This window comes from Burkholderia arboris (assembly GCF_902499125.1).
In the GTDB taxonomy this organism is placed as follows: domain Bacteria; phylum Pseudomonadota; class Gammaproteobacteria; order Burkholderiales; family Burkholderiaceae; genus Burkholderia; species Burkholderia arboris.
On record NZ_CABVPX010000001.1, the window covers coordinates 153,755 to 168,553 of the forward strand.

12 protein-coding genes are annotated in these 14,799 nt (G+C 67.7%); 3 read left to right on the forward strand and 9 right to left on the reverse strand.

The features are described 5' to 3' along the window. Positions 1–21: 21 nt before the first annotated feature. The 8 genes from BLA15945_RS00700 to BLA15945_RS00735 all read right to left on the reverse strand — a co-directional run bounded on the left by BLA15945_RS00700 (position 22) and on the right by BLA15945_RS00735 (position 9,665). Positions 22–1,155, reverse strand: coding sequence for a transporter substrate-binding and LysM peptidoglycan-binding domain-containing protein (locus BLA15945_RS00700; RefSeq protein WP_174991215.1), 1,134 nt, complete (start codon positions 1,153–1,155; stop codon positions 22–24). A 20-nt stretch (positions 1,156–1,175) separates the two neighbouring features. Further along, on the reverse strand, positions 1,176–1,946 hold the full coding sequence (locus tag BLA15945_RS00705; protein ID WP_059240342.1) for a hypothetical protein: 771 nt from the start codon (positions 1,944–1,946) through the stop codon (positions 1,176–1,178). Between the two features lie 635 nt (positions 1,947–2,581). Continuing rightward, on the reverse strand, positions 2,582–3,436 hold the full coding sequence (locus tag BLA15945_RS00710; RefSeq protein ID WP_174991216.1) for an amidohydrolase family protein: 855 nt from the start codon (positions 3,434–3,436) through the stop codon (positions 2,582–2,584). Then, entirely contained in the window at positions 3,433–4,455 is a 1,023-nt protein-coding gene (locus BLA15945_RS00715) for a hydroxyacid dehydrogenase (protein WP_174991217.1), read from the reverse strand. Before BLA15945_RS00715 ends, BLA15945_RS00710 begins: the two co-directional genes overlap by 4 nt. Then, a complete protein-coding gene (locus BLA15945_RS00720; RefSeq protein WP_174991218.1) occupies positions 4,452–5,534 on the reverse strand; it encodes a LacI family DNA-binding transcriptional regulator in 1,083 nt (360 codons plus the stop codon). Before BLA15945_RS00720 ends, BLA15945_RS00715 begins: the two co-directional genes overlap by 4 nt. Positions 5,535–5,542: 8 nt before the next feature. Continuing rightward, on the reverse strand, positions 5,543–7,429 hold the full coding sequence (locus BLA15945_RS00725) for a TRAP transporter large permease (RefSeq protein WP_174991219.1): 1,887 nt from the start codon (positions 7,427–7,429) through the stop codon (positions 5,543–5,545). 3 nt (positions 7,430–7,432) lie between these two features. Then, entirely contained in the window at positions 7,433–8,461 is a 1,029-nt protein-coding gene (locus tag BLA15945_RS00730; RefSeq protein WP_174991220.1) for a TRAP transporter substrate-binding protein, read from the reverse strand. Positions 8,462–8,756: 295 nt separating this feature from the next. Continuing rightward, complete coding sequence (locus BLA15945_RS00735; protein ID WP_059240340.1) at positions 8,757–9,665, reverse strand: LysR substrate-binding domain-containing protein; 909 nt, start codon at positions 9,663–9,665, stop codon at positions 8,757–8,759. Between the two features lie 113 nt (positions 9,666–9,778). Here BLA15945_RS00735 and BLA15945_RS00740 point away from each other — a divergent pair, with 113 nt between their 5' ends. Together BLA15945_RS00740 and BLA15945_RS00745 are read left to right on the forward strand one after the other, a co-directional pair. Continuing rightward, positions 9,779–10,717 carry a 2-hydroxyacid dehydrogenase gene (locus BLA15945_RS00740; RefSeq protein WP_059240338.1) on the forward strand — a complete coding sequence of 313 codons (939 nt, stop codon included), beginning with the start codon at positions 9,779–9,781 and terminating at the stop codon, positions 10,715–10,717. 76 nt (positions 10,718–10,793) lie between these two features. Then, entirely contained in the window at positions 10,794–12,158 is a 1,365-nt protein-coding gene (locus BLA15945_RS00745) for an MFS transporter (protein WP_059240335.1), read from the forward strand. Positions 12,159–12,185: 27 nt separating this feature from the next. Here BLA15945_RS00745 and BLA15945_RS00750 read toward each other — a convergent pair whose 3' ends face one another. Then, the gene (locus BLA15945_RS00750; RefSeq protein ID WP_059240333.1) at positions 12,186–13,154 is read right to left on the reverse strand and encodes a LysR family transcriptional regulator; all 969 of its coding nucleotides are present in this window, start codon (positions 13,152–13,154) and stop codon (positions 12,186–12,188) included. A 363-nt stretch (positions 13,155–13,517) separates the two neighbouring features. Here BLA15945_RS00750 and BLA15945_RS00755 point away from each other — a divergent pair, with 363 nt between their 5' ends. Then, on the forward strand, positions 13,518–14,693 hold the full coding sequence (locus tag BLA15945_RS00755) for an HPP family protein (RefSeq protein WP_174991221.1): 1,176 nt from the start codon (positions 13,518–13,520) through the stop codon (positions 14,691–14,693). Positions 14,694–14,799 lie beyond the last annotated feature (106 nt).

Below are 14,799 nucleotides of genomic sequence, written 5' to 3' on the forward strand. Positions count from 1 at the left end.
TTCGTTCACGTCACGCCATCGTTACCGGACCGGAATCACCAGATGCTGGCCCGCCAGGATCAGGTTCGGGTTCGCGAGGTTGTTGCGGCGCTGGATCTCGCGATAGCGCTGGCCGCTGCCGAGCTTGCTCGCCGCGATCAGGTTCAGCGTGTCGCCCGCCTTCACCACATACGTGTGCTCGCCCGATGCGGCCGCGGTCGTCACCGCCTGGTCGCTGACGAAGTACTTGCGCAGCAGCTCGAGATACTGCGGCGACTGCTTGAGCTTCGCGATCGCGGCGTTCAGGTAGATCAGCAGGTCCTGGTCGTCGGCGCGCACGCCGATCTTGTACGCGATGTTCGAGCCGTCGAGCTTGGTCACCGCGAATTTCAGGTCGGTGCCCTTGATCGAGCTGACCGCGAACGGGTAGTCGTAGATGAACGCGTCGACCGTATGGCCGTCGAGGCTCTTCGCGATGAACGCCGGATCGGAATCGTCGACTTCGACGAAATGCACGTTCGGGTACTGGCGCGTGACGAACGCGCGCACATCGGGGTCGCCCTTCAGGATGCCGACCGTCTTGCCGGCAAGATCGTCGGTCGAGCGGATCGCCGAGCCTTGCCGCACGATCAGCGAATAGCCGAAATCGTCGACGTACGGCACCGAATAGACGACGCCGGCCGGCGCGTTGTCCGGGAACGTCAGCCCGTCCATCGCGACGTCGACCACGTGGTTCCCCTTCGCATCGGTATCGAGCAGTTGCTTCGGCACGCCCGGGTACGTGTCGACCTCGTGGCGCGTATCGACGACGACCGGCTTGCCGCCGTGCGAGAACGACGGATCGGCGAACAGGAGCCGCGCGAACTCGACGTTGAAGCCGTGCGGTGCGCCCTTGTCCTCGCCGAAGAACGGCTCGCTCGGGTTCTGCACCGAGATCCGGACGATGCCGTTTTCGGCAATCGATTTCAGCGTGCTGGCCTGCGGCGTGAAGCCGGCCGGCAGCACATTGGCCGACGGCGGCGTCTGCGCGGGCTGGCCGGTGTCGCCACTTTGCGCGGCCGTCGTGGACGGCGCCGCATCATGCGCGGGAATCAGCGTCGACAGGCCGCCCTGATGCACGATCCATACGCCGACGAGCACGACCAGAAACGCAACTGCGCCAAGAAGTTTTTTCATGGTTGAGGGCCTGCGGGAAGTTATTGTTGTTTCGACGGCAACTGCGCGGGGTTCGCCGCGTCGAGGCCGGGGGCGTGGCCGCCGTTCATCACCGCCTGCTGCTGCGCCTGCTTGACCTCGGGGTTATCCATCAGCGACGTCTCCATCTCGGAGAACGCCTTGTTGACCGAGCGCATGACCGAATCGACGGCCACGTCGGTCTTGATCTGCTCGAACGTATCGGACGCCTGCCGGCCCGCGAGCTTGTTCATCTGCTGCGCCGCCTGCGACATGTCCCACATCGCCTTCGCGCGGTCGATCGCCGACGCGAAGTTCTTCAGTTCGGCCTGCACCTGCTTGTAGCGGCCTTCGCGGAACGCGAGCAGCTGCTTCATCGTGTCGAGCTGCGACCGGAAGCGCGGCGCGTCGTCCGGGTACTGCTTCTCGAACAGCTCCGTCTTGTTCTCGAAGTTCTTCACCTCGGTGCGAAACGCGGTGATGCTGTCCGCGAACTTCTGCGCGGCCTGGCGCTTTTCCGCGAGCTGGTTGATCAGCGTCTCGATCGGATTCGCCTGCGCCTCCTCGACGATCATCTTCACCTTCTGGTTCGCGAACTTCATCGCGACGACCGGCGCGAAATAGATCGCGCCGAGACCGATCACGCCCGCCGTGACCAGCGCAATCACGCCCTTCAGGATGAACAGCGCGGCCGGCGCCGCGATCGCGACGCCGGCAATGATGATCGCCCACTTGACCAGCTTGACCTTGCCACTCCCCGAACTGCCGTTTGCTTCATTCGAAAGCTGCGACATGAGTTTTTCTCCTTGAACCTCGAACCGAACTGCGTACGTGTGCTTTTTCAAGCTCAATCGAAATGCTTCGGACTCCGGTGCCGCCTGGCAGTCAGGAAAGCCGGCGGCGCAATACAAGGACGGGCGCGTGCGGACGTCACGAGACGCCGGTGTAGGCGCCGGTCGGGATGCGGTGATCGGGGGCAGCGTGCGGCGGGGCGATGCGGCAGGCCGGATCGGCGCCGTTCATCGGCGCGGCCAGCGCGCGGACGGGAAAGTGTACCGAGGCACGGTACGAAACGGGATGACGGATACGTGACGCGACGGGCGTCGGGTGAAGCGTTGTTCCGGCGTGCGGACCGATACCGCGCCGGTATTCCGGTACGAGGGCGTAAAGGCTCATCGTTGTTCTTTTGCGTGTCGCGGGTGCAGGAACCGCGCGGCCGGCGCGTCCCGCTCCAAATGCACGGACGTATCCTGCGCCGACCGGCATGCAGCGTCAAGCGGTCGCCGCAGTGCGTTGCCTTTCGCAATTGAAAACGTGCGCGCGACGTCAGCTTTCAGAATCGCAAGGATTCCGGCGGTACCGGGACGCGCCCTACTCGATGAGGATTGCTTGTCGTCACGATGCGACCGGCTTCCGGATCGAAAGCTTGTTACGTAGCGGCATCGAAGCCGGTGTCTGCGTGAAATCCGTAAAGCGCAGCCGCGTTGTCGACCAGGATCGCCCGGGCAAGCGCATCGTCGGCCGTGCAATCGTGCAACCAGCCGAGCAGGCCGGCATCGTCGGGCAGCGGCGACGCGTTCGGGTGCGGCCAGTTGCTGCCCCACACGCAGCGTGCCGAATGGCCGCGCGCCAGCACGGCGGCAAGGCACGCGACATCGTCGTAGCCCGGCGCGCCGGATTGCGACGTCTCGTATGGCGCGGACAGCTTCACCCACACGTGGCCACGATCGAGCAGGCGTCGCAGGGCGAGAAAAGCCGGCGCATCCGGTGCGACGGGCGTCAGGAACTTGCCCGTGTGATCGATCACGACGCGTGCCGGCAGCCGCGCCAGCGTCCGCTCGATCCCGGGCAGCGTGCGGCCATCGATCTGCAGGTCGACATGCCAGCCGAGCGGTGCGATCCGCGCCGCCATCCGCTCCAGATCGTCCCAGCGCGCGATGCCGCCCGGCAGCATCATGAACCGCACGCCGCGCATGCCCGCGGCATGCAGACGTTCCAGCTCGGCATCGGGTATGTCGACCGGCAACGTCGCGACGCCGCGCGCCTGCGGGCCGAACGCCGCCAGCGCGTCGAGCGTGCATCGGTTGTCGGCGCCATAGCCGGTCGGCTGCACGATCACCACGCGTGCGAAACCGAGCGCTCGCTGCACGCGGCGATACGCGTCCACCGGCGCATGCGGCGGCCGGAACGTCGCCGTCGGTGCGAGCGGATACGCATCGTCGTAGATGTGGATATGGCAATCGCACGCATCCGGGAACGGCATGCCGCCGGCGCGGCGCGTCATCGTGCCCCCGGTTCGACGGATGCGTTCGTCGCGCGCCAGCGCGCGAGCCGCGTCGCCTGCGCGGCGTTGACGGCGCCGTCCGGCACGCGCCCGGCGAGCAGCGCGGCAAGCTGGTCGACCGTTTCCAGCGCCTGATGCTCGACCGCCGGCAGCGTCAACCCGCCGATATGCGGGGTCGCGATGACGTTCGGATGCGCGGCAAGCGCGGGCGTCGGCATCTGGTCCGCCGCACGGCCGACGTCGAGCGCGCAACCGGCCAGCCGGCCGCCGGCGAGTGCGTCGACCAACGCCTGCTCGTCGACGAGTTCGCCGCGCGACGCATTGATGAAACAGGCGCCCGGCTTCATCGCGGCGAATGCGTCCGCGTCGATCAGGTTCGCGGTGGCCGACGTAGCCGGCGCGAGACAGACGACGAAATCCGCATCGCCCAGCAAGGTGGCAAGGGCGACCTGTTCAAGCGGCGGCGCATCGACACGCACGTACGGATCGCTGACGAGCACACGCATCCCGAGCGCCGTCGCGACCGGTGCGAGATGGCGCGCGATCTGCCCGTAGCCGATCAGGCCCAGCGTGCTGCCGCGCAATTCGCGCCCCATCCGCGGCACCGGCGGTGCGCCACGGTGGTAGGCATCCGCATAGCGGCCGATGCCGCGCGCGAGATCGATCATCACGCCGACTGCCCACTCCGCGACAGCCGGCGCGAAACCGGGGCTTGCCTGCGTGACCAGCACGCCGAACGCGCTTGCCGCGGCGACGTCGACCGTGCGAATGTCGACCGCGCAACGCAGGAACGCGGCGAGCGCCGGCAGCCCCTCGAACAGCGCGCGAGGCGCAGGGGTTTGCCGGTACCCGATGATCGCGTCGCATCCCTGCGCGGCGACAATCAGTTCGTCCGTGCCGAGTTCGCGATCGAGCGGGTTGCAGGTGACGTCCGCGATCGCACCCAGCGCGCGCAGCGCCCTGGCGCCGAAGTAATGGTCGATCATCCCGGCCGGATGGGTGACGTAGACGCGCGTCATGCGTGATCTCCTCCCGGGCCGGCCACGCGCGGCGGCGGCGCCACCGACGCGCGCTCCACGAGCGTCACGCCCGCGAACACGCATTGCCCGGGCGCGGACGGTGCGTCGCCCTCCTGCCGCATCACGCGCCGCACCATTTCCTCGGCCATTTCCGTGACGGGCAGTTGCACCGTGGTCAGCGCCGGCCACGAGATCGCCGACAGGAAATGACCGTCCATCCCGATGACGGACACGTCGTCCGGCACGCGCAGCCCGCCGTCGCGCAGCCCGGCCATCAGGCCGAGCGCAAACAGGTCGTTGACCGCGACGATGCCGGTCGGCCGCGCCGGATCGGCCGCGAGCCCGACGCCGAGCGCACGCCCGACATCGACGATCACCGAGTCCCCGTATTCGTTGGCGGGGCCGCCGTCGAGCACGCGCGCCTGTGTGGCGCCGCCCGCATCGCGTGCCGCGGCCAGAAAACCGCGGATCTTGTCGCTGCGGCTCACCGTGATGCCGGCGACCGTCGCGAACGCGAGCCGCGTATGCCCCGCATCGACGAGACGGCGCGTCGCGAGCCGCGCGGCCGCCTCGTTGTCGGCCGTCACGTGGTCGACCTTCGACTGCTCGCCGGGTGTCGCGCGGCGGTCGTAGCTGACGACCGTCATCCCGCGTTCGGCGGCCCGTTCGAGGTGACTTTCGTCGGCGAGCGACGAGATCACGATCACGCGCCGCACGCCATGCGCGTACAGGTCGTCGAAGAACGACGCCTCCTTGCCCGCATCGCGATACGTGTTGCCGATCAGCACGCGATGACCATACCGTTCCTGCGCGCAGGTCTCGACCTCGCGTGCGATATAGCCGTACATCGGGTTCGCCATCGACGGCACCAGCAGCCCGACGAGCGGCGTCTGCCCCGTCTTGAGCTGGCGCGCGAGCGTGCTCGGCCGGTACTGCAGCGCGTCCATCGCGGCCTTCACGCGTTCGAGCGTTTCCGGCTTCATCTGGTCGGTGCGCCCGTTGAGCACGTTCGAAACCGTGCTGACCGAAACCGCCGCCTGACGGGCCACGTCCTGAATCGTACTCATGTCGTCTTGCATAGAACGGGCTACAGGCCGAACCGGGCCGGCAGCCACAATGAAAACGCCGGTGCGAAGATCAACGCCACCAGGGCAGCGAACAGCACCAGCAGGTATTTCACCATCGGCCGGGCCACCTGCCCGACCTCGGTGCCCGTGATCGCACAGGTCGTGAACAGACCGAGCCCGACAGGCGGCGCGAACAACCCGAGCCCCATCGCCACCACCACCACGGTGCCGAAATGCAGCGGGTTGATGCCGAGCTGCAGCGCGATCGGCGCGAGCAACGGCCCGAAGATGATCAATGCTGGCGCGCCTTCGAGCACCGCGCCGAACACGATCATCAGCAGCGCCGACAGCAACAGGAACATCGTCGAGCCGTACTGATGGCCAAACGCGGTCATTGTGCCCGAGACGAGGGTTGGAATCTGCTCGATCGACAGCGCGAACGACACGCTCGACGCGGCCGCGACGATGAACAGGATACCGCTCGCCATCGACGCGGCACGCACGAACACGCGCCCGACCGATCGCCACGTCAGTTCGCGGAACGCGAGCCAGCCCACGACGAGCGCGTAGACCACCGCGAACGCGGAGACTTCGGTCGACGTCGCGATGCCCGACGTCACGCCCTTGCCGATCATCGCAACCATGACCAGCGCGACGAGCGCACCGCCCGCGAGCGGCAACCACGCGCGACGCTCCGCGAACACCTCGGCCACGTCGATCTTGCCCCCGGTGGCCACGGTCACGACCGCGAGCGACGCGGCCAGCACGGCCGCCGGCACGATCCCCGCGACGAACAGGCCGGCGATCGAAATGTTCGCGACGAAGCCCATGATGATCATGTTCACGCAAGGCGGGATCGTCTCGGCCATCACCGCGCTGCACGCGAGCAGCGCGGCGGTTTCGTTCGGGTCCTGCCGCGCGCGGCGCACCGCCGGCATCACGACGCTGCCCACCGCCGCGATGTCCGCCAGTTTCGATCCCGACACGCCGGAAAAGCAGGCCGTCGCGAAGATCACGATCAGGCCGAGCCCGCCGCGCACGCGCCCGAAGATCCGCAGCAGCAGCTCGACGAGCCGCGCGGACATCCCGTTCGACTCCATCAGCAGCCCCGCCAGCACGAAGAACGGGACCGCGAGCAGCACGAAGTGGTCGGCACCGGCCATCACCTGTTGCGAGTAGACGAGCAGCGGCAGCGTCGGATCGGCGAGGAAGTACAGCAACGCCGAAAGCGCCAGCACGAAACCGATCGGCACACCGAGCACCAGCCCGCCGACGAAACCCGCGACCAGCAGCGCGCCCGGCGCGATCGCCCGCGCGGGCCACAGCGCGTTCCAGCCATACACGGCGGCCGCGAGCGCCGCGCAGCACACGAAGGTGCCGATCACGCGGCGCCGCGGCGCATTCAGCGCATTGGCGAGCGCGAATACCGTCATGAACAGCGCGCCGAACATCATCGGATAGCCGTTGATCCAGCCCGGCAGGCCGCCCGTCGTCATCTGGCCGTACGAGTCGGCGAGCAACTGGCACGACGACACCAGCAGATTCAGCGAGACGGCGGCCACGATCCAGTGACCGGCCTGGATCGACGCGCCCTGCCAGCGCGCCGGCAGCAGGCCGCGAAACACATCGATGCCGACATGCTGGCTACGCCCCAGCACCGTCGCCGCACCGAAGAACACCAGCACGATCATCAATGCGCTGGCCACCTCCTCGGCCCAGTCGACTGGGTCGTGCAGGAAATAGCGAAACACGACCGACACGAACACGACGAGCACGTCGACAGCCAGCACCGCGGCAGCCAGGTATTCGATCCAGCGCAGCGCCGCATCCAGCACGCGGGCGGCGCGATGCACCGGAAGGCCTGCGCCGGACGCCGGCGCGGCACTCGAGACGGAATGCAGGTCCATCGTTCAACCCCGCGCGGCGGCAATCGCCGGAAACAGCGGCGCAGTCGCCGGATACTGCTTCGCGAACCCGACATAGAGCCGGTCGTGCATCGTCTGCCGCAGCGCTACGCGCTCGGCATCGGCCAGCGGGTGAAACGACATGCCGCGCTGCTTCAGCGCCTGCTCCGCCTGCGCGGCTTTCTGCACGGCGATCGCGCGCTGCTGCACGGTCGCGTCGGCAACCGCACGGTCGAACGCCGCACGCAGGTTGGCCGGAATCCGGTCGAGCGCACGCCGCCCCATCACGACGGTCATCGCCGCAAACACGTGGTGCGATTGCCAGCACGACTTCACGATCTCGTCGAAGCGGCTCGCGAGCACCGTGGCGGGATCGTGTTCGAGACCATCGACGACACCCGTCTGCACGGCCATGTACAGCTCGCCGAACGGAATCGGCGTCGGCACCGCGCCCATCGCCTTGAAGGTATCCATGAACGCGGGCGTCGGCAGCACGCGCAGCTTCGTCCCCTTCAGCCCCTGCAGCGCCGACACGGGCTGCTTCGTGAATACGCAGCGCCCGCCGAAATGCGAGCCCCAGGTCAGCACCGAACAACCGGCACGCTTTTGCAGCAGCGCGTTCAGGCTTGCACCGACCGGGCCGTCGAGCGTCTTCGCGACGTGCGCATAACTGTCGAACAGGTAGCCGAGATCGAGCATGCCGAGCTCCGGCGCGACCGTGGCCCAGATCGACGACCCCGCGATCATCATGTCGATCGCCCCGATCTTCACCTGCTGCACGACGTCGCTCTCCTTGCCGAGCTGGCTGTTCGGAAAGTAGTCGACCCGAATCGCGTCGCCCACACTCGCCTTCAGGTTCGCGGCAAGACGCTCGTACCACACGTAATGCGCGGCGTTCTGGTCGGCCGGCATCGACGACGCGCAGCGCAGCGTCACGACCGGCTGCGCGCGCACCGTTTCCGGCAAGCCGCCTGCGGCCGCGAGCGTCGCGGCGGACACCGTCTGCAGAAAGCGCCGCCGGGTGTAGGTATTCATGGGCCGTCTCCTTTGCGATGGCGTCTCACGACGCACTGTATCGATTTAGTGTATCGATACAGTAATACGACGACCGATGAGAGAAAAATGAGGGTTTCCCCTGTCCAGGATGAAAATGCGTGAGTCGCCAGACCTGTTTCCAACCGGATTCGCGTGGAATCCGTGCAGTTTCCATGCATTCCGGATGAACTGAAAACGATTGAAGCCCGAGTTTTCAATTGTCAGACGACAGACTTTTCGGCCTGCGCAGACGCGCTGCGCAGGCTCATGCTCATGCTCATGCGAGCAGGCGCGCCTAGACGCCCGCGTCGTCTGCGCTCTCGGTCAGAAACCGCTCGACCATCGCGTTGAACACGGGCAGCGCCGGATTGTCGTTGTCCGCTCGCCACGCGAGATACAGCTCGGCCGCCACGTTCACGCCCGCCAGCGGCCGGAACACCACGCCGTCCACGTGAAGCTCGCGCGCCGACGCCGGCACCAGCGCCGCGCCGAGCCCCGCGCGCACGAGGCCGAGGATCGTATGCGTCTGCCCGACGTAATGCAGGTAGTTCGGCAGCCGGCCTGCGCCTGCGAACATCCCCGAGATCATGTCGTGGAAGTACTTCCCCTCGTTCGGCGAATACGCGATGAACGGTTGCCGGTCGAGCTCGTCGGGGCCGATCTGCTCGTAGGCGGCAAGCGGCGCGCCTTCCGCGACCGCGACGAGCATCGGCTCGCGCTGCACGAGCCGGTATTCGAGCGGCTGGCGCGCGGCGCGCTGGCGCACGAAACCCGCGTCGAGCATCCGCGACGCGAGCGCATCGATCTGCACGGTCGACACCATCTCGCGCAATTCGACGTCGACGTCCGGCAGCGCATGCGCCGCGTGTGCAAGCAGCACCGGAATCATCCGGTACGCGCTGACGGCCGTGAAACCGAGCGTGATGCGGCCGGCCCCGCCGTGCGCGACGCGCTGCGCGGCCTGTTCGGCCCGTGCCGAGAACTCGAGGATGTGCCGCGCGTCGCGCAGGAAGCGCTCGCCGGCCGCGGTCAGGCTGACCTGCCGGCTGCTGCGCTCGAGCAGCGCGATGCCGAGCGCGTGTTCGAGCAGCTGGATCTGCCGGCTGAGCGGCGGCTGGGTCATGAAGAGCCGTTTGGCCGCGCGGCCGAAATGCAGTTCCTCGGCCACCGCGACGAAGCAGCGAAGCTGGTGCAGTTCAATCATCCAATTCTTGAATCAATCGATAGTCTTTTGATGTTAGACCCATATCGATGCGATTCCTATACTCGGTTCCACCTGATGCGCGGCCCGCGCCGCACACGACGACCGAGACCTTCATGACCATCGACATCCTGCTGACCCAGCCGCTCCCCGACACCATCGACGCCGAACTGTCCGCCCGTTACGCGGTGCACCGGCTGTATGCGGCCGAGCAACCGGACGCGCTGCTCGATCGCGTGGCCTCGCGCATTCGCGGAGTCGTGACCGGCGGTGCGAACGGCCTGTCCGCCGCGCTGATGGACCGGCTGGGCGCACTCGAAATCGTCGCGATCAGCGGCATCGGCACCGATGCGGTCGATCTCGACCGCGCCCGGTCGCGCGGCATCCACGTGACGACGACGCCCGACGTGCTGACCGACGACGTTGCCGACATGGCGCTGGGGCTGATCCTGATGACGTTGCGCGACCTCGGCGCCGGCGAGCGGATCGTGCGTGCCGGCCGCTGGGGCAAGGCAGCCCAGCCGCTCGCGACGCAAGTCACGGGCAAGCGGCTCGGCATCATCGGGCTGGGCCGCGTCGGGCGCGCGATCGCGCAGCGTGCGCAGGCGTTCCGGATGCCCGTCAGCTACTTCGGGCCGCGCGAGCATCGCGACAGCGGCTATCGCTACGTGCCCGACCTCACCGCACTCGCGCGCGACAGCGACGTGCTCGTGATCGCGGCATCGGCCGATCACGGCAACGTGCTCGTGACGGCCGACGTCCTCGCCGCACTCGGCTCCCAAGGATTCCTGATCAATGTCGCGCGCGGCAAACTGGTCGACGAAGCCGCGCTCATACGCGCACTTGCCGACGGCACGATTGCCGGCGCCGGACTCGACGTCTTCGCGAACGAACCGCACGTGCCGGCCGCGCTGCTTGAACTCGACCGCGTCGTCGTTCAACCGCACCGCGCGAGCGCCACGCATGAAACGCGCGAAGAGATGGGCCGGATCGTGCTCGCCAACCTCGCCGCGTGCTTCGCTGGCCAGCGCCCGCCGACCAGCGTCACCGGCTGACCGCCGCGCGGCCGCACGGCCGGCATCCCCGTTACGACAACCGATGCTTCCGCGCGACGGAGGCCAGGAGACACGCATGTCCAATCGATCCAGCGGCGCCGCCCTCGCCGCGTCGCCCGCCGCCTCGCGCACGATCGGCCGCGTCCGCTATGCGGTCCTCGCGCTGATTTTCGCGGTCACCGTCATCAACTATGCGGACCGCGCCACGATGTCGATCGCCGGCACCGGCGTCGCACACGACCTCGGGCTGACACCCGTGCAGCTCGGCATCGTCTTCTCGGCGTTCGCATGGGCTTATGCGATCGGCCAGATTCCGGGCGGCTGGCTGCTCGACCGCTTCGGCGCGCGGCGCGTGTACGGCCTGAGCCTGCTGCTGTGGTCGGTATTCACGATGCTGCAGGGCACGGTCGGCGGGTTCGCCGTGCAGGGCGCAGCCGCGACGCTCGCGCTGTTCGTCATGCGCTTCATGCTCGGCCTCGTCGAATCGCCGGCCTTCCCGGCCAATTCGCGGATCGTCGCGTGCTGGTTTCCGACCGCCGAACGCGGCACCGCGTCGGCCTTGTTCAATTCCGCCCAGTACATGGCCGTCGTGCTGTTCACGCCCGCGATGGCCTGGCTCACGCATGCGCTCGGCTGGGAACACGTGTTCCTGTGGATGGGGCTGCTCGGCATCGCGCTCGCCGCGCTGTGGTTCGCCTGGTATCGCGAGCCGCACGGCCACCCGCGCGTCACCGATGCGGAGCGCGACTACCTGCGCGCGCACGGCGCGCTCGTCGATCTCGAGGCGAACCGCGTGCGCCAACGGCCGCGCGTGTCGTGGCACGATGTGTCGCAACTGTTCCGCCACCGGAACCTGTGGGCGATCTATATCGGCCAGTACTGCATCACGGCGCTCACCTACTTCTTCATCACGTGGTTCCCGATCTACCTGATCAAGGGGCGCGGGATGACGATCATGGAAGCCGGCTGGGTCGCCGCGCTGCCGGCGATCTGCGGGTTCACGGGCGGCGTGCTCGGTGGCGTGCTGTCGGACTGGCTGATCCGGCGCGGCATGCATCCGTCTAAGGCGCGCAAGACGCCGTTCGTCGCGGGCATGGCGATGGCGACGCTGCTCGTGCTCGCGAACGGCGCCTCGTCGAACGCGGTCGTGATCGCACTGATGACGATCGCGTTCTTCGGCAAGGGGCTCGCGGCGGTCGGCTGGGCCGTGCTCGCCGACACGGCGCCGGAAGGCATGGTCGGATTGAGCGGCGGCGTGTTCAACGGTCTCGGCAACATCGCCGGCATCGTCACGCCGCTCGTGATCGGCTACTTCGTGGCCAGCACGGGTTCGTTCGCCGGTGCGTTGTGGTTCGTCGCCGCGCACGGGCTGATCGGCATTGCCGCGTATGCATGGCTCGCCGGCCGCTTCGAGCGGATTCGCATCGTGCCGGCCGCATGAACGCCGCGGCGGCGCGAAGGCGCGCCGTCACGCGCGCTTGCGGCCGCCCGGTGTCTGCTCGATCGTCAGCCGGTCGAGTTCGCGCAGGTCGTGTTCCAGCGCAGGCGTGAGCGTCGTGCGCAGGTGGTCGAGGAACGTGCGAATCTTCGCATCGAGATAGCGACGCGTCGCATAGACGGCATACACGCTCACCGTCTGCAGCCGGTACTCGGGCAGCACGCGGATCAGCCGCCCTTCGCGGATGTCGTCGAGCACCGTGTACAGCGCGACGCACGCGATCCCGCGCCCGGCACGCACCGCGACGCACAGCGCGTCCGGCACGTTGACCTGGAACGGCGCCGGCTGCAGTTCGTAGACGGTTTCCTCGCCGTCGCTGCGCTCGAGCCGCCATTCGCTGGCCGGCGAGGCAGGCGTGTCCAGACGCAGGCACACGTGGTTCGGCAATTCGTCGGGCGTCTGCGGCGTGCCGTGCCGCGCCAGGTATTCGCGCGACGCGACGAGCACGCTGCAGCTCGTGCCGCAGGTCTGCGCGACGTAACCCGAATCGGGCAGTTGCGACGCCGTCACGATCGACACGTCGTAGCCCTCCTCGACGAGATTCGGCATCCGCTGCGCGAGCGTCAGCTCGACCGACACGTCGGGGTTGTCCTCCTGGTAGCGGACGATCGACGACACGACGTGACTCTGCCCGAGCCCCGTCATCGCATGAAGTCGCATCTTCCCGCTCGGCCGGAGCAACGCGTTGCGCGCCTCCGCGTTCGCGTAGTCGATCTCCGCGAGGATCGATTTCGCGCGCTCGAAATAGCGCTCGCCGCTTTCGGTCAGGCCGAGGTGGCGCGTCGTGCGATGCAGCAGGCGCGTCTGTACGTGCGCTTCGAGGTTCGAGACCGCGCGCGACACCTGCGCGGTGGTCGCGTCGATTTCCTTCGCGACCGCAGTAAAACTGCCGGCTTCGACAACGCGCACGAACAGGCGCATGTTTTCGAGCATGTCCATTGGATTGGCTTGGGGAGAGTCGGTGGGGAGGCGTCGGCGGCGCTCGCGTCAGGTGGGGAACGGAACGCAGCCGCGAACCACGTCGAATCGATCACCGAGCCGGGGGACAGGCAGGAGAGCGGACATCGCGGACGTGGTTCTGGCATGACGGGGGATTCAGTGGCCCGAATTGTACGCCGCTGCAGACAATTTTGCGCGCGTGCCCGGCCTCCAGGCTTTCATCCGATGAAAGGTTCTGGAAAGACTCGCGCGTCGTGCGCATGCAACGCGTTGATGCGATGCGACAATTTGTATCACAACACGATATAATCGCGTTTTTGTCGCCGCACGCCCCGCGCCGTCATTTTTACCGCTTACCCGTCCATGTCGTCAGGCTCCTCTCCATCGCGCCGCACGTTGCAGCAATGGCTGCACAGCTTCATTCCCCATCCGATGTCGCTTGGCTGGCGCGAACGCCTGCGCTCGTGCACGGGCGCGCTCGTCGGGATCGCGACGGTCGGCGTCACGATGCGGCTGCTGCCCGGCGTGCCGGGCCTCGTGCCGCTGCTCGTCGCGCCAATGGGGGCCTCGGCCGTGCTGCTGTTCGCGGTGCCGGCGAGCCCGCTCGCACAGCCGTGGTCGATCATCGGCGGCAATCTCGTCGCGGCGACGGTCGGCGTGGCCTGCGCGCAATGGATCGCCGATCCGATCACGGCCGCCGCGGTCGCGATCGCGTGCGCGATCGGCGGCATGTTCGTGCTGCGCTGCGTGCACCCGCCATCGGGCGCCGTCGCGCTCACGGCCGTGGTCGGCGGCCCGGCGATCCATTCGCTCGGCTTCAGTTTCGTGCTGGAGCCGATCGCGCTGCAATCGGCGATCCTGCTGTCGGCCGCGCTCGCGTATCACGCACTGACCGGGCACCGCTACCCGCACGGCGGCGTGCGCCCCGAAGCGAAACCGCAGGCGGGCGGCGCGGCGCCGGCGCGCGGCGGCTTCACGCGCAGCGACCTCGACGCAGTACTGAAGCGCCGCAGCGAATGGCTCGACGTCGATCCGGACGATCTCGAATCGCTGCTGCGCGAAACCGAGATGCACGCGTATACGCGCACCTTCGGCCAACTCACGTGCACCGACCTGATGACGAAGAATGCGATCGAGGTCGCGCCGTCGACCTCGGTAACGGCCGCGCTGACGCTGCTCGACCGCCACCGCGTGAAGGCGCTCCCGGTGGTCGACGGCGAAGGCCGCCTGGCCGGCATCGTCACGCGCGCCGACCTCACGCGCCAGCTGCGCCGTCCGACTCCGCTGTGGCAACGCCTGTCCGCGCGGCTGCCGCAGTCGCTCGGCGGTCAGCCCGCGAGCGTCGCCACCGTGATGACGCGCGACGTCGCGTGCGTGCCGGAAACGATGCCCATCACCGCGCTCGTGCCGCTGTTCACGCATTCGGGCCACCACCACATTCCGGTCGTCGATGCGTCGCGCCGGCTCGTCGGGATCATTACGCAGACGGATCTCGTGACGGGGCTTTATCGGCAGACCCAAATGCTCGAGGCCGCGTAACGCGCGTCATGCACCGTAACGACTGACACAACGCGGAATGCATTCATTCCGCCCAAGCTCGGCCATTTATATCATGTTGTGATATATTTTGCGCTACCGAAACAGA